Origin of the sequence: Paenibacillus sp. FSL K6-1096 (assembly GCF_037977055.1) — a bacterium.
Classification (GTDB): Bacteria; Bacillota; Bacilli; order Paenibacillales; family Paenibacillaceae; genus Paenibacillus_AQ.
Genome location: NZ_CP150274.1, coordinates 3131814 through 3149618, shown reverse-complemented (window position 1 = coordinate 3149618; position 17805 = coordinate 3131814). Strand labels below are relative to the sequence as shown.

General features: G+C 54.9%; 19 protein-coding genes and 1 riboswitch. All 19 genes read left to right on the top strand.

The window, feature by feature from the left end; all coding sequences use genetic code 11:
• The first annotated feature begins 132 nt into the window (after window positions 1-132).
• Window positions 133-1323, top strand: coding sequence for an FtsW/RodA/SpoVE family cell cycle protein (locus MHI24_RS14005; protein WP_340026200.1), 1191 nt, complete (start codon window positions 133-135; stop codon window positions 1321-1323).
• Between the two features lie 125 nt (window positions 1324-1448).
• Window positions 1449-2639: an FtsW/RodA/SpoVE family cell cycle protein gene (locus MHI24_RS14000; protein WP_340026199.1), complete on the top strand. Its 1191-nt coding sequence runs from the start codon at window positions 1449-1451 to the stop codon at window positions 2637-2639.
• Between the two features lie 75 nt (window positions 2640-2714).
• Entirely contained in the window at window positions 2715-3506 is a 792-nt protein-coding gene (gene spoIIR / locus MHI24_RS13995) for a stage II sporulation protein R (protein ID WP_340026198.1), read from the top strand.
• A gap of 288 nt (window positions 3507-3794) precedes the next feature.
• A complete protein-coding gene (locus MHI24_RS13990) occupies window positions 3795-4988 on the top strand; it encodes an L-threonylcarbamoyladenylate synthase (RefSeq protein ID WP_340026688.1) in 1194 nt (397 codons plus the stop codon).
• A 150-nt stretch (window positions 4989-5138) separates the two neighbouring features.
• Window positions 5139-5711 carry a manganese efflux pump gene (locus MHI24_RS13985; RefSeq protein WP_340026197.1) on the top strand — a complete coding sequence of 191 codons (573 nt, stop codon included), beginning with the start codon at window positions 5139-5141 and terminating at the stop codon, window positions 5709-5711.
• A gap of 50 nt (window positions 5712-5761) precedes the next feature.
• Window positions 5762-6349 (top strand): low molecular weight protein arginine phosphatase, encoded by a 588-nt coding sequence (locus MHI24_RS13980; RefSeq protein WP_340026196.1) that lies wholly within the window; start codon window positions 5762-5764, stop codon window positions 6347-6349.
• 50 nt (window positions 6350-6399) lie between these two features.
• Window positions 6400-6483: riboswitch (ZMP/ZTP riboswitch) on the top strand.
• A 105-nt stretch (window positions 6484-6588) separates the two neighbouring features.
• Entirely contained in the window at window positions 6589-7212 is a 624-nt protein-coding gene (locus tag MHI24_RS13975; RefSeq protein ID WP_340026687.1) for a TIGR01440 family protein, read from the top strand.
• Between the two features lie 65 nt (window positions 7213-7277).
• Entirely contained in the window at window positions 7278-8525 is a 1248-nt protein-coding gene (glyA, locus tag MHI24_RS13970; RefSeq protein ID WP_340026195.1) for a serine hydroxymethyltransferase, read from the top strand.
• A 426-nt stretch (window positions 8526-8951) separates the two neighbouring features.
• Window positions 8952-9581, top strand: a complete 630-nt coding sequence (gene upp, locus MHI24_RS13965) for a uracil phosphoribosyltransferase (protein WP_036699222.1) — start codon at window positions 8952-8954, stop codon at window positions 9579-9581.
• 65 nt (window positions 9582-9646) lie between these two features.
• Window positions 9647-10810, top strand: coding sequence for a UDP-N-acetylglucosamine 2-epimerase (non-hydrolyzing) (wecB, locus tag MHI24_RS13960; protein WP_340026194.1), 1164 nt, complete (start codon window positions 9647-9649; stop codon window positions 10808-10810).
• Between the two features lie 164 nt (window positions 10811-10974).
• Window positions 10975-11208: an AtpZ/AtpI family protein gene (locus MHI24_RS13955; RefSeq protein ID WP_340026193.1), complete on the top strand. Its 234-nt coding sequence runs from the start codon at window positions 10975-10977 to the stop codon at window positions 11206-11208.
• Window positions 11201-11578 carry an ATP synthase subunit I gene (locus MHI24_RS13950; RefSeq protein ID WP_340026192.1) on the top strand — a complete coding sequence of 126 codons (378 nt, stop codon included), beginning with the start codon at window positions 11201-11203 and terminating at the stop codon, window positions 11576-11578. Before MHI24_RS13955 ends, MHI24_RS13950 begins: the two co-directional genes overlap by 8 nt.
• 29 nt (window positions 11579-11607) lie before the next feature.
• Window positions 11608-12375 carry a F0F1 ATP synthase subunit A gene (gene atpB / locus MHI24_RS13945; RefSeq protein ID WP_340026191.1) on the top strand — a complete coding sequence of 256 codons (768 nt, stop codon included), beginning with the start codon at window positions 11608-11610 and terminating at the stop codon, window positions 12373-12375.
• A 109-nt stretch (window positions 12376-12484) separates the two neighbouring features.
• Window positions 12485-12697: a F0F1 ATP synthase subunit C gene (gene atpE / locus MHI24_RS13940; protein ID WP_340026190.1), complete on the top strand. Its 213-nt coding sequence runs from the start codon at window positions 12485-12487 to the stop codon at window positions 12695-12697.
• A 97-nt stretch (window positions 12698-12794) separates the two neighbouring features.
• Window positions 12795-13283 (top strand): F0F1 ATP synthase subunit B, encoded by a 489-nt coding sequence (gene atpF, locus MHI24_RS13935; RefSeq protein ID WP_340026188.1) that lies wholly within the window; start codon window positions 12795-12797, stop codon window positions 13281-13283.
• Window positions 13280-13831: a F0F1 ATP synthase subunit delta gene (locus tag MHI24_RS13930; RefSeq protein WP_340026186.1), complete on the top strand. Its 552-nt coding sequence runs from the start codon at window positions 13280-13282 to the stop codon at window positions 13829-13831. Before atpF ends, MHI24_RS13930 begins: the two co-directional genes overlap by 4 nt.
• An 11-nt stretch (window positions 13832-13842) precedes the next feature.
• A complete protein-coding gene (gene atpA, locus MHI24_RS13925; protein ID WP_340026185.1) occupies window positions 13843-15354 on the top strand; it encodes a F0F1 ATP synthase subunit alpha in 1512 nt (503 codons plus the stop codon).
• A gap of 113 nt (window positions 15355-15467) precedes the next feature.
• Entirely contained in the window at window positions 15468-16337 is an 870-nt protein-coding gene (gene atpG / locus MHI24_RS13920; protein ID WP_340026184.1) for an ATP synthase F1 subunit gamma, read from the top strand.
• A 52-nt stretch (window positions 16338-16389) separates the two neighbouring features.
• On the top strand, window positions 16390-17787 hold the full coding sequence (gene atpD, locus MHI24_RS13915) for a F0F1 ATP synthase subunit beta (RefSeq protein ID WP_340026183.1): 1398 nt from the start codon (window positions 16390-16392) through the stop codon (window positions 17785-17787).
• Window positions 17788-17805 lie beyond the last annotated feature (18 nt).

Sequence of the window (17805 nt, the reverse complement as noted above, 5' to 3'; positions counted from 1 at the left end):
ATGATAGATCACCCCCAAACGATGGAAATTGTATTTTCGCTGCCCCTTCCTATACAATAGAAAGACGGAACTTCTGCGTAGGGCTGCCTTCATGCAGGATAAGAAGAACCAGTACCGGTAAGGAGATAGAATATGCTTCAGAAGATTAAGAAGATCGATGGCGTGATCGTGGTTATTCTTGCACTGCTGATGGTGGTCAGCATTTTATCTATATACAGTGTGACTCATGGACGTGAGAGGCTGGATGGCTCGCATATCAAAATGATCAAATTCTATATTGTCGGCTTCGTCGCCTTTTTCGGGCTGACCTTCGTGGACTACCGCCTGCTGGTGAAATATGCGTTATATGCATACATTATCGGGATAGGGATTCTGGTGATGGTCACCTTCTTCGGAACCGAAAAAAACGGCGCCCAGGGCTGGATCGATCTCGGAGGCCTCAGCCTCCAGCCTGCAGAGCTGTTCAAGCTGGTGCTGATTCTTTTCCTGGCCGCGGCGCTCGTCCGTAAGAATAAGAACAAGCTGCTCTTTTGGCGTGATGTGGTCCCGATGGGGCTCTTAAGTCTGCTGCCGTTTCTGATCGTGCTCAGCCAGAATGACCTGGGGAACGCTCTGTCTTATGTCGTGATTCTGGCGGGGCTTTTGTGGATCGGCAATATCAAATTTACCCACGCCCTTATCGGGCTGCTGATTGTCGGCGGCTCTGCCGCGGCCGGAATTATGAGCTATATCCACTATCACGATGAGCTTAAGACGTTCCTGACCGATATCGGCCGCTCCCACTGGATTGAACGCTTCGACCCGTGGCTGGTGCCGGAGAAGGCGACCGCCAAGGCGATCTACCATACCAAAAACGCCAAAATGGCCATCGCCTCCGGCGGAATGAGCGGGGAAGGCTATATGACCGGAAGCTCGGTGCAGACGGACCGTGTGCCTTACACGTACTCGGACTCCATTTTTGTACAGATTGCGGAGGAATACGGCTTTGTCGGCTCGGCGCTGGTGCTGCTGCTGTACTTCATTCTCATTCACCGGATGATCCTCATCGCACTGGAGGCCAAGGACAGGGGCGGGCCGTTCCTGATCGTGGGAGTGGTGGCGATGCTGCTCTACCAGATTTTTGAGAATATCGGCGCCTTCCTGGGCCTGATGCCGCTGACCGGGATTACGCTGCCGTTCATCAGCTTCGGGGGGACCTCACTGCTGATCAACATGGCGAGCATCGGTCTGGTCATGAGCGTACGCCTGCATGGTCAAGAGGTGGAGGAGGATCTGCCTGCTCCATCCCTGTATGCTTCCCCGGCCCCGGCCAAGAAAGGCTGAACTTAATCAATGAAAGTCTCACCGGAATTCTTCGCTTGCGAGGGGTTCCGGTTATTTGTTTATGAGCATCTGCTGCATTATAATGGAAAATGGTGGGCTTCGGCGAAGGTAAGGGGGACATCCTGATGTGGCAGAGAATCCGGAGAATAGACGGCAGCATTGTGCTTATTTTGCTGTTGCTGATGGGCATCAGTCTCTTCTCGATCTATAGTGTGACGCATGGAAGAGACGGCTTGGACGGGATGCATCTGAAAATGCTTCAGTACTACGCGGCGGGCTTCGTTGCGTTCATCCTGCTGAGCCTGTTTGATTATCGCCTGCTGGTGCGGTACGGGCTGTATATCTACCTTGCCGGTATCGGCATACTGCTGCTGGTGAGCTTCATCGGCAAGGTGAAGAACGGCGCACAGGGCTGGATCGGCATCGGGGAGTTAAGTATTCAGCCGGCGGAGCTGTTTAAGCTGATTTTGATTATTTTTCTAAGCACCATGCTCGTTCGCAAAAATAAAACCACGCTCCAGTTCTGGCGCGATGTCGTGCCGCTGGGCCTGATTACCCTGCTGCCGTTCGCGCTGGTCATCATCCAGAACGATCTGGGCAATGCGCTGAGTTATATTGTGATCCTGGTTGGCCTGTTGTGGATAGGGCAGATCAAATTATCACATGCGCTGATCGGCATAATGATTGCCGGCGGGGCCATTCTTGCTTTCATTCTGAGCTATATCCACTACCATGAACAGACGGTTCATTTCATTGAGAAAACACTGGGCCGGGATCATTTCGTCCGGCGGTTTGACCCGTGGCTGGTGCCGGAGCAGGCCAGCAGTGAAGCGAGCTATCATACCAAGAATGCCAAGACGGCGATTGGCTCCGGCGGTCTGCAAGGAGAAGGTTATCTTCAGGGGAACTCTGTACAGGCGAACCGGGTGCCGTATCTGTATTCTGAATCGATTTTTGTGCAGATCGGCGAGGAATTCGGCTTCCTGGGGGCGGCGGTGCTGCTGATGCTGTTCTTCCTTCTGATTCACCGGCTCATTATCATCGCTATGGAGTGCAGGGACCGTGCCGGTCCGTTTCTGATTGTCGGGGTGGTGGCGATGCTGCTCTATCAGATTCTGGAAAATATCGGGGCGATGATCGGGCTGATGCCGCTGACGGGCATTACTCTGCCATTCATCAGCTACGGCGGGACCTCGCTGCTGATTAACATGTCCTGTATGGGGATTGCGATGAGCGTGCGGCTCTACGGGCAGGAGGCTGAGGACGATCTTCCGCTGCCGGGAGCGAAGAGTGAGTCGCTGTGGTCCAGATTTTAATAGATTACTAGGTTTGCCCTCTCTCTTACCTGGACATACTGGGAGTATAAGAGATTCAGAGAGGGGCTGCAGAAGATGGAGAATTATAAGCCGGATCAGGGGGATTCCCTGCGGATTACCTTTAAGTATACTGCCATTTTAATTTGTTTCTTTATGATTCTGATGATGGCCTGGGAGGGCCAAAAAAGCGATGCCGCCGTAGCGGAGGTATCGATCCCGCAGGATTCGATCCGCCTGCGCATTCTGGCGAATTCGGATAGTACCGGGGACCAGCTGGTCAAGCGCCAGATCCGCGACCGGGTGGTCGAGCAGATCAACCAGTGGGTGGCCGGGCTGGAGGACCCGCAGAGTCTGGAGCAAGCCCGTGCCTTAATCAAGAGTCATCTGCCGGAGCTGACAGATCTGGTAGGCAGAGAGCTGGAGCAGCGGGGAATCGATTACAGCTATCATGTAGAGCTGGGAACCGTGCCTTTTCCAACTAAAATGTATGGCGGCCGTGTCTACCCCGCCGGGGAGTATGAGGCTGTGCGGATTACGCTGGGGGCCGGCAAGGGGCAGAACTGGTGGTGCGTGCTGTTTCCGCCGCTGTGCTTCATCGACGCAGGCAGCGGGGATGCTGCGGCGGCCGCACCGGCTGCCGCCAAGGAGGCGGCAAAGGATGCAGCTAAGGTCCCGGCCAAGGCTTCAGGAGACGGAGCGAAGGTCAAAGCGGCGGATGGAGCCGCCGGGAAGGCTGATTCCAGTATATCTGATTCGGCTAACAAGGTAGAAAGTACAGAATCTGGTGCGGAGGCACCGAAGGTGAAATTCTTCATCTGGGAGCTGCTGAAGAATGTATGGAGCTGGATCTGCGGGCTGTTTGCCTGAAGTACTGCGAAGCCGGGCTGCCGGTGAAGGTAGGTGAAGGATGAATTCTACAGTTTTGGCCCCGGATATGGTAGGATGAAGGATGATGGCAGAACTTGAGGTGATTGGCGGCTCCACCTGGTGGGGCCGTTTTGGGGATAGATATGAATTTATATGTTTTGGGGTCCCCGCAAAGTACCTGAGTCACCACCTACGCCAAAGCTCCACTTTGTGGGGTTATTTAGCTTGTTGTTGCCGGTGCAGCCGCAGCCTTCGGCCTTAATCTCATAGGAAAGCTAGTGATGAATGATGTCAGAACATAAGCATACCCCGTTTGCGGCCCAGCGCCGCAGGGGTCATATAGAGTCCACCCTGTACTGGAGCCTGGCCTGCGGCGATCCGGATGGGGAGGCGGGAAATTCGGGGACGCTCAGCGGCAGCGACCTGGAGAAGATTGAAGCAGCGGCCGGCCTGCTGCGCAGCGGGGAGACGGTGGCCTTCCCGACAGAGACGGTGTACGGGCTGGGCGCGGATGCGCGGAATACCGCTGCGGTTGAAGCGGTTTTTGCCGCCAAGGGCCGGCCCTCCGATAATCCGCTGATTGTGCATATCGCCCGGCGCAGCGACCTGGAGGGCCTGGTCACGGAGGTGCATCCGGTCGCCGCCCGGCTGATCGATGCGTTCTGGCCCGGCCCGCTGACGCTGGTGCTGCCGGTGCGCCCCGGCGTCCTCTCGCCGCTGGTGACGGCGGGGCTGGATACGGTCGGGGTGCGGATGCCTGACCATCCGGTTGCGCTGGCGCTGCTGCGCGCGGCGGACTGCCCGGTGGCGGCGCCCAGCGCCAACCGCTCGGGGCGGCCGAGTCCCACGCTGGCCGCCCATGTGCTGGAGGACCTCGCCGGGTATATCGGCGGGGTCCTCGATGGTGGCGCAGCCGGGGTCGGCCTGGAGTCGACCGTGGTGCAGGTGCAGCCGGACGGGACGGTGCAGGTGCTCCGTCCCGGCGGCATCACCGCCGAGCAGCTTGCGGCGGTGACCGGCTCCGCCGCCGGAGCGTCCGGCGGCGCTGGTGTGTCCGCCGCTGCTGCTGCGCAGGCGGCGGAGGACGGCCCGGCGGCGCCGCGCGCGCCGGGCATGAAGTACACGCACTATGCTCCGCGCGGAGCGCTCAGCATAGTACGCGGGTCCTCCGCGCAGCGCGTCGCGGAGACCGCAGCGGAGCTGCTGCAGGCGGCGCAGCGGGACGGCGCGGTGACGGGCCTGCTCCTCTTCGAGGAGCATAGGGCCCTGTACCCGGCCGATCCGGCCGCCTGCGTGGTGTCGCTCGGCCCGCTCGCCTCGCCGGAGGAGGCCGCCCGCTTCTTGTATGCCGCCTTGCGGCGCTTTGATGAAGCGGGGGCCACGTACATCCTGGCCGAGGCCTGCCCGGTCACGGGCCTCGGTGCCGCTATTATGAACCGGCTAATGAAGGCCGCCGGTAATACGGTCATCGACACAGACTGACGATGCCACTAACTTGGGCTTTCCGGGCGAATGAAGCGCACTAATAAATCCTCCAGCCCCATCCTCCCATCTACCTTACAGTCATGAATGCCGTCTTGTCCGCATATCGTGGTTGTACAAGACTTATGGACCTAAGGTGGGTGTATATTCATGGGCTTAGGCGGGATATATGAGGGCTGGGGCGAGATCGTGACAGTGGCCATTATGGCGGTTGCGCTGGGGATGGATGCGTTCTCCCTCGGAGTGGGCATAGGGATGAAGGGCATCCGTCTGCTGCATGTGCTGCAGCTCAGCCTGCTGATTGCTTTTTTTCATGTGCTGATGCCGCTTCTGGGCCTGTTCACCGGCAGCTATGTCGGCCATTTGCTGGGACAAGTCACCACGTTTGCCGCCGGAGGCCTGCTGGTGCTGCTGGGCGGACATATGGTATTCAATTCCTTCCGGGAAGGCGACGGCGCCAGCCGGCAGATGGATCACCGGACAGGCTGGGGCATGCTGCTGATTGCGCTCAGTGTGAGTGTGGATTCCTTCTCCGTCGGGGTCTCGCTGGGGATGTTTGTCAGCAATATCGTTCTGACCGTACTCGCCTTCGGTGCCTGCGGCGGGTTCATGGCTATTACCGGGCTGCTGCTGGGTAGACGGGTAAGCCGCGGTCTCGGCGATTACGGGGAAGCGCTGGGCGGGGCGATTCTGCTGGCGTTTGGCTTGCTGTTCATCTTCTGATACAATAACGGCAATAACCGAAATTATATTGTTCACCGGAGGTGGAAAGTATGCTGCATATTTTATTCGTCTGCACAGGAAATACCTGCCGCAGTCCCATGGCGGAGGGGCTTCTGCGGAAGCTTGCGAAGGAGCGGGGAGTGGATGTGGAGGTGCGTTCTGCCGGAGTTTCTGCCATCCCCGGTACTTCTATATCCAGACATGCCGCCGGCATTCTCCAGGATGAAGGAATTCATGATAACATCGTATCCTCTCAACTGTCCGGAGAAGCTGTAGCCTGGGCCGATCTGATTCTTACCCTGACAGGAGCGCATAAGCGGCACTTGCTGCAGCTGTATCCCGATGCTATTGCCAAGACACATACCTTGAAGGAATATGTGCAGACCCAGGAGTCCGTGGCGGCTGATATCCGCGAGCTGGATAGCCTGTATGCGGAGGCAGAGATGAATCTGGCGCTGGGCACAGAGCCGGCGGCGGCCGATCTGCAGCGGATCATCGAGATCCGCCAGCGTATTCCGAGCTTCGATATCATCGATCCGTTCGGCGGCTCACGCGAGGATTACGAGCTGGCGGCGGCTGAGATCCGCTCGGCGCTCTACAGTCTGCTGGATAAACTTGAATCGCTGCGGAAGCTGTGAAGGTGGTTGATTTTTCGCGGTATATCCCTTAAGATGTAATAAATATGATCCGGTTCCGGTGTAACTGGCGACAAGTGTGGATGAAACCACGATGGAGCACCTGGAATTAACGGCCGGTCGCCTGGGCAAAAGAGCACATCCGCAGTTTCACTGCGGACTGCTCTTTTTTGTTTAAATGTTGCGTCTCCACCAGAATCAGGGCACAATTAATGCTTGAAGGGGGCGGTAAGATGGAAGATATGCTGAAGCACGAGGGTGTTCAGGCAGCAGCGCCGCAGATTGCGGGCGGCGGTGAACAAGCTTTGGCTGCATCCGCTGCTGCGGTAACGCGTGAACTTGCAGTAGCAGGTAAGCTGGGTCCGGGCAAAATCCTTGTCGTCGGAGCCAGCACCAGTGAAGTGGCAGGCAAGCGGATAGGGACCGGCGGTGCGCTGGAGGTTGCGCGGCAGCTGCTGGAGGGTATCACCGGGGTCGCGGCCGAGTTTGGATTTCATACGGTCTACCAATGCTGCGAGCACCTGAACCGTTCGCTGGTGATGGAACGGGAGCTGCTGGAGAAGCTTGGCCTCAGGGAGGTATCGGCTGTGCCGGTTCCGGGGGCCGGAGGCTCAATGGCTGCGGCGGCCTACCAGTCGATGGCAGACCCTGTGCTGGCGGAGTCCGTGGAGGCCCACGCCGGTATAGATATAGGAGAGACGCTGATCGGTATGCATCTGCGGCGGGTTGCCGTACCTTACCGGCCAAGCCTTCGATACATCGGGGCCGCGCGGGTGAATGCCGCGTGGAGCAGACCGCCGCTGATCGGCGGGGAGCGGGCCGTGTACCGCACGCCGGAGACGAGCGGTTCGGCCAATTGCGATTGAGCACTTAACTAACGGTTTTGATTAAACACCACATAAATCAGAGGAACAGGGAGGAAGTAACAAACATGGAACAATTGCGTAAGAGTGACCCGGCAGTACTGGAAGCGATGGGACTTGAACTGAACCGCCAGCGTGCGAACATTGAACTTATTGCTTCAGAGAATATTGTAAGTGAAGCTGTGATGGAAGCGATGGGCTCGGTGCTGACGAACAAGTACGCCGAAGGTTATCCCGGCAAACGTTACTATGGCGGCTGTGAGGATGTCGATATCGTCGAGAATCTGGCCCGTGACCGTGCCAAGCAGCTGTTCGGTGCGGAGCATGCCAACGTGCAGCCGCATTCCGGCGCACAGGCTAACATGGCTGTGTATCTCGCAGCACTTAAGCCTGGCGACACGGTTCTTGGGATGAACCTGGCGCATGGCGGCCATTTGACCCACGGCAGCCCGGTGAATGCCTCCGGTATTCTGTATAACTTTGTTGCCTATGGCGTGCAAGAGGATTCCTTCCTGATTGATTATGATGAAGTGCGCAAGGCAGCCTTCAAGCATCGTCCCAAAATGATCGTCGCCGGTGCAAGCGCGTATCCGCGGACGATTGATTTTGCCGCCCTGGGTTCCATTGCGAATGATGTAGGCGCCCTGTTCATGGTCGATATGGCCCATATTGCCGGTCTGGTGGCTGCCGGAATTCACCCGAGCCCGGTTCCTCATGCCCATTTCGTTACGACAACTACGCATAAGACGCTGCGCGGACCGCGCGGAGGTCTGATTCTCTGCAGACAGCCATGGGCTGCCGCTATTGATAAAGCTGTCTTCCCGGGTTCCCAAGGCGGACCGCTGATGCACGTGATTGCCTCCAAAGCCGTGGCGCTCGGTGAGGCACTGCAGCCTTCCTTCAAGACCTATGCTGAGAATGTAGTCAAGAATGCCAAGGTTCTTGCTGAGACTCTGATCGGTGAAGGTGTGAACATCGTATCGGGCGGCACCGATAACCACCTGATGCTGATTGACACCCGCAGTCTGAACATTACCGGCAAGGATGCCGAGAAGGTGCTGGATTCCATCGGAATTACAGTGAACAAAAACGCGATTCCGTTTGACCCTACCAGCCCGTTTGTGACCAGCGGGATCCGTATCGGTACACCTGCCGTTACCTCGCGGGGTATGGATGAGCAGGCGATGACTGTGATCGGCCGCATTATCGCAGCAGTCCTGAAGAACCCGAAGGATGAAGCTGCGCTGGCCCAGGCTGCCAAAGAAGTGGCGAAGCTGACGGAGCAGTATCCGATCTATCCTGAACTGAAGTACTAATCTCCAGCAGTATATTGGCCTTTGCGTGTCCGGTTAGCCCGGCATACGCAAAGGCCTTTTTGGATGATATGAAGAACCTGCTGTGACATAATGTTCACAAATAAACCTGAAGAAAACGCCATGAATATCGTTGAAAAAATCATGAAAGTTCATGGAATTTTCAATAAAAATAGTGAAAGAACTGTGAAAAGTATGATTTGCGCCAAAATGCACAAACTACGGTTTGGTTTATATCCAGCCGGGAGTACATTTTACCTTAAGCTTCCATTGGCGGGTACTGCCGGAGGGGGTTAAGGGTTGGGGAGTTTTGTCCAAGTGTAGGTGAAAAGCATCCTTGGTGATGATATAATAGACGAGATTTAGCCACCTGGAAGCAAAGCGCTTACTCTGGCTATAAATAAGACTTAAGATTACCGGAGGGACAACATGGGAAAATTGGTGATTTGCGATCATCCATTGATTCAGCACAAATTGACATTCATTCGCGATGTGCGGACCAATACGAAAGAGTTCAGGGAGCATGTCGATGAAGTAGCTACTCTTATGGCTTATGAAATTACGCGTGATATTCCGCTGGAGACCATTACGGTGCAGACACCGGTGGCCGAAACGCAGAGCAAGGTAATCTCGGGAAGAATGCTCGGGCTGATTCCGATTCTGCGCGCCGGTCTGGGGATGCTGGAGGGTGTGCTTAAGCTGCTGCCTGCGGCGAAGGTGGGACATGTCGGCCTGTTCCGCGATCCGGATACCCTGCAGCCGGTGGAATACTATATCAAGCTTCCTACCGATGTGCAGGAGCGTGAGCTGATCGTGATCGACCCGATGCTGGCAACCGGCGGCTCGGCAATTGCAGCGATTACCTCGCTTAAGAACCGCGGATGCACCCAGATCAAGATGATGAACCTGATTGCTGCCCCGGAAGGCGTTGCTGCGGTACAGGCTGCCCATCCGGATGTAGACATCTACGTGGCTGCGCTGGATGACCATCTGAACGACCACGGTTATATTGTTCCAGGGCTTGGGGATGCCGGGGACAGGCTGTACGGAACCAAGTAGGAACTTGCTGGTATTTATTATAGAACGAACACAATAAGCTGTTCTCAGAAGAGAGGGTAGGGCTGATGTCCAAAATTAAAGTAATGACGATTTTTGGTGTGCGCCCCGAGGCAATCAAGATGGCGCCGCTGGTTCTGGAGCTGGGAAGACATCCTGAGCATATCGAGTCTGTGGTATGTGTGACTGCGCAGCACCGCGAACTGCTGGATCAGGTGCTTGAGGTGTTCAAAATCACCCCGGACTACGATCTGGACGTGATGAAGGACCGCCAGACGCTGAACGAGATCAGCATCCGGGTGCTCGAAGGGCTGGAGCCGGTGCTCCGCGAGGCGAAGCCGGACCTGGTGCTTGTGCACGGGGATACGCTGACTACCTTCCTGGCCAGCTATGCGTCTTTCCTGCAGCAAATTCAGGTTGGGCATGTGGAAGCAGGACTTCGGACCTGGAATAAGCTGTCGCCTTATCCGGAGGAAATGAACCGCCAATTGACGGGGGTTCTTGCCGATCTGCATTTTGCCCCGACCGGCTGGTCAGCCGGGAACCTGAGACACGAGAACAAAAAAGAATCAAGTATATATATCACAGGCAACACCGTAACTGATGTGTTTCAATATACCGTACAGCCGGATTACCGGCATCCTGTACTGGATTTTGCTTCAGGAAAAAGACTTATTCTGATGACGGCGCACCGCAGAGAATCCCAAGGCGAACCGCACCGTCATATTTTCCGTGCTGTCAAAAGAATCGCTGATGAATTTGAAGATGTAGCCATTGTGTATCCTGTACATCCGAGTCCTGCTGTGAAGGAACCGGCGCATGAGATCCTTGGCGGACACCCAAGAATCAAGCTGATTGATCCACTCGATGTCGTTGACCTGCATAATTTCTATCCGCATACCCACCTGATTCTGACCGATTCGGGCGGCCTGCAGGAGGAAGCTCCGTCCTTCGGGGTTCCTGTGCTGGTGCTGCGCGATACAACCGAGCGTCCCGAAGGGATTGAGGCCGGAACGCTGGAGCTGGTGGGCACGGACGAGGAGAAGGTGTATCAACGGACACATGCGCTGCTGACCGATCAGAACCTGTATCAGTCGATGAGCCGGGCCGCCAACCCGTATGGAGACGGTAAAGCCTCCCAAAGAATTGTCAATGCGATTCTGCATCATTTCGGGGTCGTTAAGGAACGTCCTGAAGAATTTCACACAATGTTCACAAATGAGGACAACTAATATACTAAAATGAATGAAAGTAGCATACAGTGAAACTGTACGGTTTATATGGTTTTGTCATGTTTTGCTGTGATTATTTTCATACTTTCACACGCTTTTGGGCAATTTTCTGTGAATTGACAAAGAGTCTGGATATTCAGTAAAATTAGTTGGGATTGTAGCCTATGAAGGAACAAAAGAAGGAGCCGGGACTGGGGCGGATCGCTTTAGTTCTCGGGAGTGCAGGCAGTTTGCTTGCCGCTTACATTGTGATAGGTTTTTTCGTAGCCCGGTGGCTGCGGAAGCTGATGGACGGCCCTCCTGTCTGGCTGGCTATCGGCACAATTGCCGGTATGGTACTCGGGGTTGTGAATGTTGCTATGCTCATCAAAAAATATCTGGGGGAGCAAAATGGATAATATGACTCCCATCATCAACATCGTCACCAGGATTACCCTGATTATTATGGCAGGCCTGGTCATGGGTTGGGCTCTTCATCATGAGACCCGGGCAGTGACGCTTGGAATGACGCTCGGCATGCTGGCGGGACTGGTGAACTTCCGTTATCTTGCCATCAAGGTGAGGCGGGTCACGAAGTCGGTGGTGGATCAGCAGAACCGGTCATTCAGTCTCGGTTTTGTCACCCGGATCAGCTTCGGGATTCTGGTCACCATGTTCTCGGTCAAATATGAGCATTTCTCGCTGGAGGCAACGATCACCGGCCTGTTCATCCCCCAGCTTCTGGCTATTCCCGTGGGGATATATTTAGGAATCAAGAATAAGCTGTAGCCATATTAACGAGAAAGGGGGATGATACTATGCACGAAATGCCTTTAATCTATGTCGGCGGAATTCCGATTGACCTGTCTGCGGTGCTGATGCTCGTAATCAGCTCAGTGATTGTGTTCGTTCTGGTTATGCTGTCCGTCCGCAACCTGTCGGTTGAGAACCCGTCCAAGCTCCAGAATTTCATGGAGTGGGTGGTCGAATTTGTACAGGGACTGATCAGCAGCGCCATGGATCTGAAGAAGGGAAAGCCCTACATATCACTGGGATTGACGCTGATACTGTTTATCTTCGTCTCCAATCTCCTTGGTCTGCCGTTTTCCTTCATTACTGAAGCCCATGAGCCGGTGTACATTTTTGGACATGTTATCGAAGCAACCAAAGATCTGGCGGGCGGGGCGCATGCAGAGATTCTGTGGTACAAATCGCCGACCGCAGACATCAACGTAACCGCAGGACTTGCAATCGTCGTATTCTTCCTGATGAACTATCTGGGCATCAAGCTGAACGGCAAGCATTATTTCAAGCATTACGTTGAGCCGTTTCCGATTTTCCTGCCGCTGAACATCATTGAGAACCTGGCGAAGCCGGTGGCGCTTGCCATCCGTCTATTTGCCAACATTTTCGCCGGCGAGGTCCTGATTACCGTAATTCTGAAGCTGGGACTGTTCAGTATTCCGTTCCTGGCCGTCTGGCAAGGCTTCAGTATCTTTGTCGGGGCGCTTCAGGCCTTTATCTTTACGATTCTGACGATGGTGTACATCGCGCAGATGACGATCCACGAGGAAGAAGCGCATTAATAAGCTGCCGTGAGGACAGCGGCAGATTGCCGAACCGGCTTCGCGGGAGATTTTATATTATTAAGCCAATACACACAAAGAACCGAAAATTAAAGGAGGATATTTACAAATGGAATTCTTGGCAGCAGCAATCGCAGTAGGTCTGGGCGCACTTGGCGCAGGTCTTGGTAACGGTATGATCGTCAGCAAAACAGTGGAATCGATCGCCCGTCAGCCGGAAGCACGCAACGCACTGCAAACTACAATGTTTATCGGTGTAGGTATCGTGGAAGTTATTCCTTTGGCCGCAACCGTTATTGCATTCCTGATCATGTTTTCTTAATAGACCGTTCTTACGGTTTGGCGGGGAGGGCCAGTGCCATCCGCGCCTTACTTTTGTATATGTCCGCAACCCGCGGTAACGGAAGGGAGTGACCTCAGTGACTATCGTTTGGACAAATATAGTGTTTTCCATTATAGCTTTCGTAATTCTGTATATCCTGCTCAGCAAATTTGCTTTCAGCAAGCTGTTCGGAATTATGGAGCAACGGCGCCAAATGGTGCTGCAGCAAATGGATGAAGCAGCCAAGACCAGAGAGCAGGCGGTCGCTTACGTAGAGGAGCAGAAGCAGGCCCTGCAGCAGGCGCGCCAGGAGGCACAGGCTATTATTCAACAGTCCCAGGCCACCAGCAACAATCAGGTTGACAAGATTCTGGATCAGGCCAAGACTGAGGCTGCCCGTCTCAAAGACGAGGCTGTCCGTGATATTGAGAGCGAGAAGAACAAGGCCGTGGAAGCCCTGCGCAGCGAGCTGGGAACCGCTTCGGTCCGCATCGCCTCCAAGCTGCTTGAGAAGGAAGTTAAATCAGACGGCGAACAGGAACAGCTCGTGAATCAATACCTCAAAGAGGTAGGAGGCCGGTCATGAGCCGCGATACGGTAGTTGCCAAGCGCTATGCCAAAGCCTTGTACAGTGCAGCAGTAGATGCAGGCACTACGCTTCAGGTGGAAGAACAGCTCAAGCTGGTTGTCGAAGTGCTTCATGATGATGCAGAGGTCAGAGCGTTCATCCTGGCGCCGCGCATCTCGCAGGCCGATAAGCTGAATGTGCTGCGCGGAACGCTTGCAGGCAAAGTCTCTGAAGCGGTAATGAACATGGTAGAGCTGCTGGTAGAGCGGGGCAGAACTGATATTTTCGCAGAGCTGCTGGCAACTTACGTCAAGATCGAAGGCGATGCGCTGGGAATCGGCGACGCTATGGTGTACTCCGCCTATGCGCTCAGCCAAGAGGAACAGGATAGCGTAGCGGCTGAGTTCAGCCAGCTTACAAACCGCAAGATTCGTGTAACCAATGTGGTGGATACAAGCCTGCTCGGAGGACTGAAGGTGGTCATCGGCGATACGCTGTATGACGGAAGTCTGGCCGGCAAGCTTGAGCGTCTTGAGAAATCCTTTAATGATAAGCAAAGAAGATAGGGGTGAGGATATTGGGCATCAGACCTGAAGAGATCAGCACTTTGATCAAAAGTCAAATTGAGCAATATAAAGCCGATATCGAAGTTGCCGAAATTGGCACCGTCATTCAAGTCGGCGACGGTATCGCCCGTGTCTACGGTCTGGAAAACGCAATGGCAGGGGAACTGCTGGAGTTCTCCAACGGTGTAGTGGGCATGGCGCTTAACCTGGAAGAAAGCAACGTCGGTGTCGTTATTCTCGGGGAATACAAGGAAATCCGCGAAGGCGATCAGGTCAAACGTACCGGCCAGATCATGCAGGTTCCAGTGGGCGAAGCCATGCTGGGCCGCGTTGTGAACGCGCTGGGACAGCCGCTTGACGGCAAGGGCCCTATTGCCACCACTGAATTCCGTCCCGTAGAGCATAATGCGCCGGGGGTTATTGACCGTAAATCGGTGCATGAACCGATGCAGACAGGTCTGAAGGCCATTGACGCTATGGTGCCGATCGGCCGCGGACAACGCGAGTTGATTATCGGTGACCGTCAGACGGGTAAAACGGCCATCGCGATCGACGCGATCATCAACCAGAAGGGCAACGGGATGAAATGTATCTATGTTGCTATCGGACAGAAGCAGTCTACAGTAGCACAGGTAGTAGAAACCCTCCGCCGCCATGGCGCGCTGGAATATACAATCGTCGTTACTGCATCGGCTTCCGAGCCTTCTCCGCTGCTCTATATTGCTCCATACGCAGGCTGCGCCATGGGCGAATACTTCATGTACAAGGGCGAGCATGTGCTGGTCATCTACGATGACCTTTCCAAGCAGGCATCCGCATACCGCGAATTGTCCCTGCTGCTCCGCCGTCCACCGGGCCGTGAAGCGTTCCCTGGTGACGTATTCTACCTGCACTCCCGTCTGCTGGAACGTGCGGCGAAGCTCAGCGATGAGCTTGGTGGTGGTTCATTAACCGCCCTGCCGTTCATCGAAACACAGGCATCTGACGTATCCGCCTACATTCCTACGAACGTAATCTCGATTACGGACGGACAAATCTTCCTGGAATCCGACCTGTTCAACTCCGGCCAGCGTCCGGCGATTAACGTCGGTATCTCCGTATCCCGTGTAGGGGGCTCCGCCCAGATCAAGGCGATGAAGAAGGTTGCCGGTTCCCTGCGTCTGGATCTGGCGCAATACCGCGAGCTGCAGGCCTTCTCCCAATTCGGTTCCGATCTGGACAAATCTACGCAGGCCCGTCTGAACCGCGGTGCGCGTATGATGGAGATCCTGAAGCAGGGTGTTAACCAGCCGCTGACCGTTGAGCACCAGGTTGTCAGCCTGTATACCGCTGTTAAGGGATACCTGGACGATATTCCAGTCAAGGACGTTAAGCGTTTCGAGAAGGAATTCCTGGCCTTTGTCGACAGCAGCGCTGCCGAAATCCTGAAGTCCATCACGGACACCAAGGATCTGACCGCTGATAACGAGACTGCGCTTAAGGATGCAATCGAGAAATTCAAAAGAGGCTTTGCTACAAGCTAATATATAGAGTGTACTCAGTTTATGCTTACGAAGTCAGCTTTGGCTGCGCCAAAGCTCAGCTTATGCTTACGAAGTTAGCTTTGACTCCGTCAAAGCTCTAAGGTGGTGAAATCATGGCAAGAAGCATGCGTGATATTAAACGTCAAATCAAGAGCGTTCAGAACACCAGACAGATCACCAAGGCGATGGAGATGGTCGCAGCCTCCAAGCTGCGCAAGGCGCAGGAGAAGGCGGAGGCTGCCCGTCCGTATTCGGAGAAGCTTAAAGAGGTGGTCGCCAGCATTGCTGCAGGTACGCAGGATCTCCAGCATCCGATGCTGGTCAGCCGGCCTGTCAAAAAAACAGGTTATCTGATCATCACCTCCGACCGGGGCCTTGCCGGCGGCTACAATGCGAACATTCTGCGCAAGGTAACCATGCTGATCGCAGAACGGCATAAGTCCAAGGATGAGTATGCACTGTTTGTCATCGGGCGCAAAGGCCGTGATTTTTTGCGGCGCCGTGAGTACCCGATTGTCGAAGAGATTACCGAGCTGTCCGATACCCCGAAGTTTGCCGACATCAAGTCGATTGCATACTCGGCGGTGAACCAGTTCGAGACCGGCGTATACGATGAGCTGTACATTTGCTACAACCGGTTCGTTAACGCGATCAGCCAGGTTCCTACCGTAGACAGACTTCTGCCTATGGAGGGCGTAGGAGAGGGCGGGCATCACGGGGCAACGGCAGCTTACGAGTATGAGCCGTCCCCTGCCGGTGTGCTGGAGGTACTGCTTCCCAAATACGCCGAGACTTTAATTTATGGTGCTCTTCTGAACGGCAAGGCCAGTGAGCTGGGAGCCAAAATGACAGCCATGGGCAGTGCAACGAAGAACGCATCAAAAATGATCGGAGAACTTAGACTTACGTACAACCGTGCCCGTCAGGCGGCCATTACGCAAGAAATTACCGAGATCGTGGCTGGTGCGAACGCGCAGTCTTAATAGAAGTGGGCTAACAGCCCATATGTAACAGCTTTCGAGGAGGGAAATGAAGATGAACAAAGGACGCGTTGTGAGCATTATGGGTCCGGTTGTCGATATTGAATTTGAACGCGGCCAGCTGCCCGAGATTTTCAACGCTATCAAAATTGCTCATAGCCTGGAAGATGGCCGCACGATTGATCTGACGCTTGAGGTTTCCAACCATTTGGGTGACAACCTGGTGCGTTGTATCGCGATGTCCTCCACAGACGGACTGGTTCGCGGAATTGAAGCGCTTGACCAGGGGAACCCGATTTCGGTTCCTGTCGGCGAAGCCACTCTTGGCCGTGTATTTAACGTCCTGGGCAATCCGATTGACAATGGTGCTGATGTGGTTGCGGAACGCAATCCGATCCACCGGCTGGCTCCTACCTTCGATGAACTGTCCACCCAGGCTGAGATTCTGGAGACAGGCATCAAGGTTATTGACCTGCTCGCCCCTTATGCGAAGGGCGGTAAGATCGGCCTGTTCGGCGGTGCCGGTGTAGGTAAAACCGTTACCATCCAGGAACTGATCAACAACATCGCGCAAGAGCACGGCGGGATCTCGGTATTCGCAGGTGTAGGCGAACGTACCCGTGAAGGGAATGACCTGTACCACGAAATGACGGATTCCGGCGTTATCAAGAAGACCGCGATGGTCTTCGGACAAATGAATGAGCCTCCGGGCGCGCGTCTGCGCGTAGCGCTGACCGGTCTGACAATGGCGGAATATTTCCGCGATGTAGAAGGCCGCGACACGCTGCTCTTTATCGATAACATCTTCCGCTTCACCCAAGCGGGCTCGGAAGTATCGGCGCTTCTCGGCCGTATGCCTTCTGCGGTAGGTTACCAGCCTACGCTGGCTACCGAAATGGGTCAGCTGCAGGAGCGCATTACCTCCACCAAGAAGGGTTCGGTTACCTCCATCCAGGCGATCTACGTGCCTGCGGATGACTATACTGACCCTGCACCGGCGACAGCGTTCGCCCACTTGGATGCAACGACCAACCTGGAGCGTAAAATCTCCGAAAAAGGGATCTTCCCGGCGGTTGACCCGCTGGCTTCCAGCTCCCGTATTCTGGCACCGGAAATTGTCGGTGAAGAGCACTATAACGTGGCACAGGGCGTTAAGCAGCTGCTGCAGCGTTATACCGAGCTTCAGGATATCATCGCCATCCTCGGTATGGATGAGCTGAGTGAAGAGGATAAGGTCATCGTGGCCCGCGCCCGTAAGGTTGAGCGCTTCCTGTCCCAGCCGTTCCACGTTGCCGAGCAGTTCACTGGCTTCAAAGGCAAGTACGTGCCAATCAAAGAAACCGTGCGCAGCTTCAAGGAGATTCTGGAAGGCAAGCACGATGATCTGCCGGAAGTGGCGTTCCTGTTCGTAGGCACGATTGAAGAAGCTGTGGAAAAAGCGAAAACGTTGTAACCCTACGCATGTTATGCT

What these genes read in the sequence shown, in the direction of transcription:
- MHI24_RS14005 (WP_340026200.1), top strand. Translation starts at nt 133, where the DNA reads ATGCTTCAGAAGATTAAGAAGATCGATGGCGTGATCGTGGTTATTCTT.
- MHI24_RS14000 (WP_340026199.1), top strand. Translation starts at nt 1,449, where the DNA reads ATGTGGCAGAGAATCCGGAGAATAGACGGCAGCATTGTGCTTATTTTG.
- spoIIR (WP_340026198.1), top strand. Translation starts at nt 2,715, where the DNA reads ATGGAGAATTATAAGCCGGATCAGGGGGATTCCCTGCGGATTACCTTT.
- MHI24_RS13990 (WP_340026688.1), top strand. Translation starts at nt 3,795, where the DNA reads ATGTCAGAACATAAGCATACCCCGTTTGCGGCCCAGCGCCGCAGGGGT.
- MHI24_RS13985 (WP_340026197.1), top strand. Translation starts at nt 5,139, where the DNA reads ATGGGCTTAGGCGGGATATATGAGGGCTGGGGCGAGATCGTGACAGTG.
- MHI24_RS13980 (WP_340026196.1), top strand. Translation starts at nt 5,762, where the DNA reads ATGCTGCATATTTTATTCGTCTGCACAGGAAATACCTGCCGCAGTCCC.
- MHI24_RS13975 (WP_340026687.1), top strand. Translation starts at nt 6,589, where the DNA reads ATGCTGAAGCACGAGGGTGTTCAGGCAGCAGCGCCGCAGATTGCGGGC.
- glyA (WP_340026195.1), top strand. Translation starts at nt 7,278, where the DNA reads ATGGAACAATTGCGTAAGAGTGACCCGGCAGTACTGGAAGCGATGGGA.
- upp (WP_036699222.1), top strand. Translation starts at nt 8,952, where the DNA reads ATGGGAAAATTGGTGATTTGCGATCATCCATTGATTCAGCACAAATTG.
- wecB (WP_340026194.1), top strand. Translation starts at nt 9,647, where the DNA reads ATGTCCAAAATTAAAGTAATGACGATTTTTGGTGTGCGCCCCGAGGCA.
- MHI24_RS13955 (WP_340026193.1), top strand. Translation starts at nt 10,975, where the DNA reads ATGAAGGAACAAAAGAAGGAGCCGGGACTGGGGCGGATCGCTTTAGTT.
- MHI24_RS13950 (WP_340026192.1), top strand. Translation starts at nt 11,201, where the DNA reads ATGGATAATATGACTCCCATCATCAACATCGTCACCAGGATTACCCTG.
- atpB (WP_340026191.1), top strand. Translation starts at nt 11,608, where the DNA reads ATGCACGAAATGCCTTTAATCTATGTCGGCGGAATTCCGATTGACCTG.
- atpE (WP_340026190.1), top strand. Translation starts at nt 12,485, where the DNA reads ATGGAATTCTTGGCAGCAGCAATCGCAGTAGGTCTGGGCGCACTTGGC.
- MHI24_RS13930 (WP_340026186.1), top strand. Translation starts at nt 13,280, where the DNA reads ATGAGCCGCGATACGGTAGTTGCCAAGCGCTATGCCAAAGCCTTGTAC.
- atpG (WP_340026184.1), top strand. Translation starts at nt 15,468, where the DNA reads ATGGCAAGAAGCATGCGTGATATTAAACGTCAAATCAAGAGCGTTCAG.
- atpD (WP_340026183.1), top strand. Translation starts at nt 16,390, where the DNA reads ATGAACAAAGGACGCGTTGTGAGCATTATGGGTCCGGTTGTCGATATT.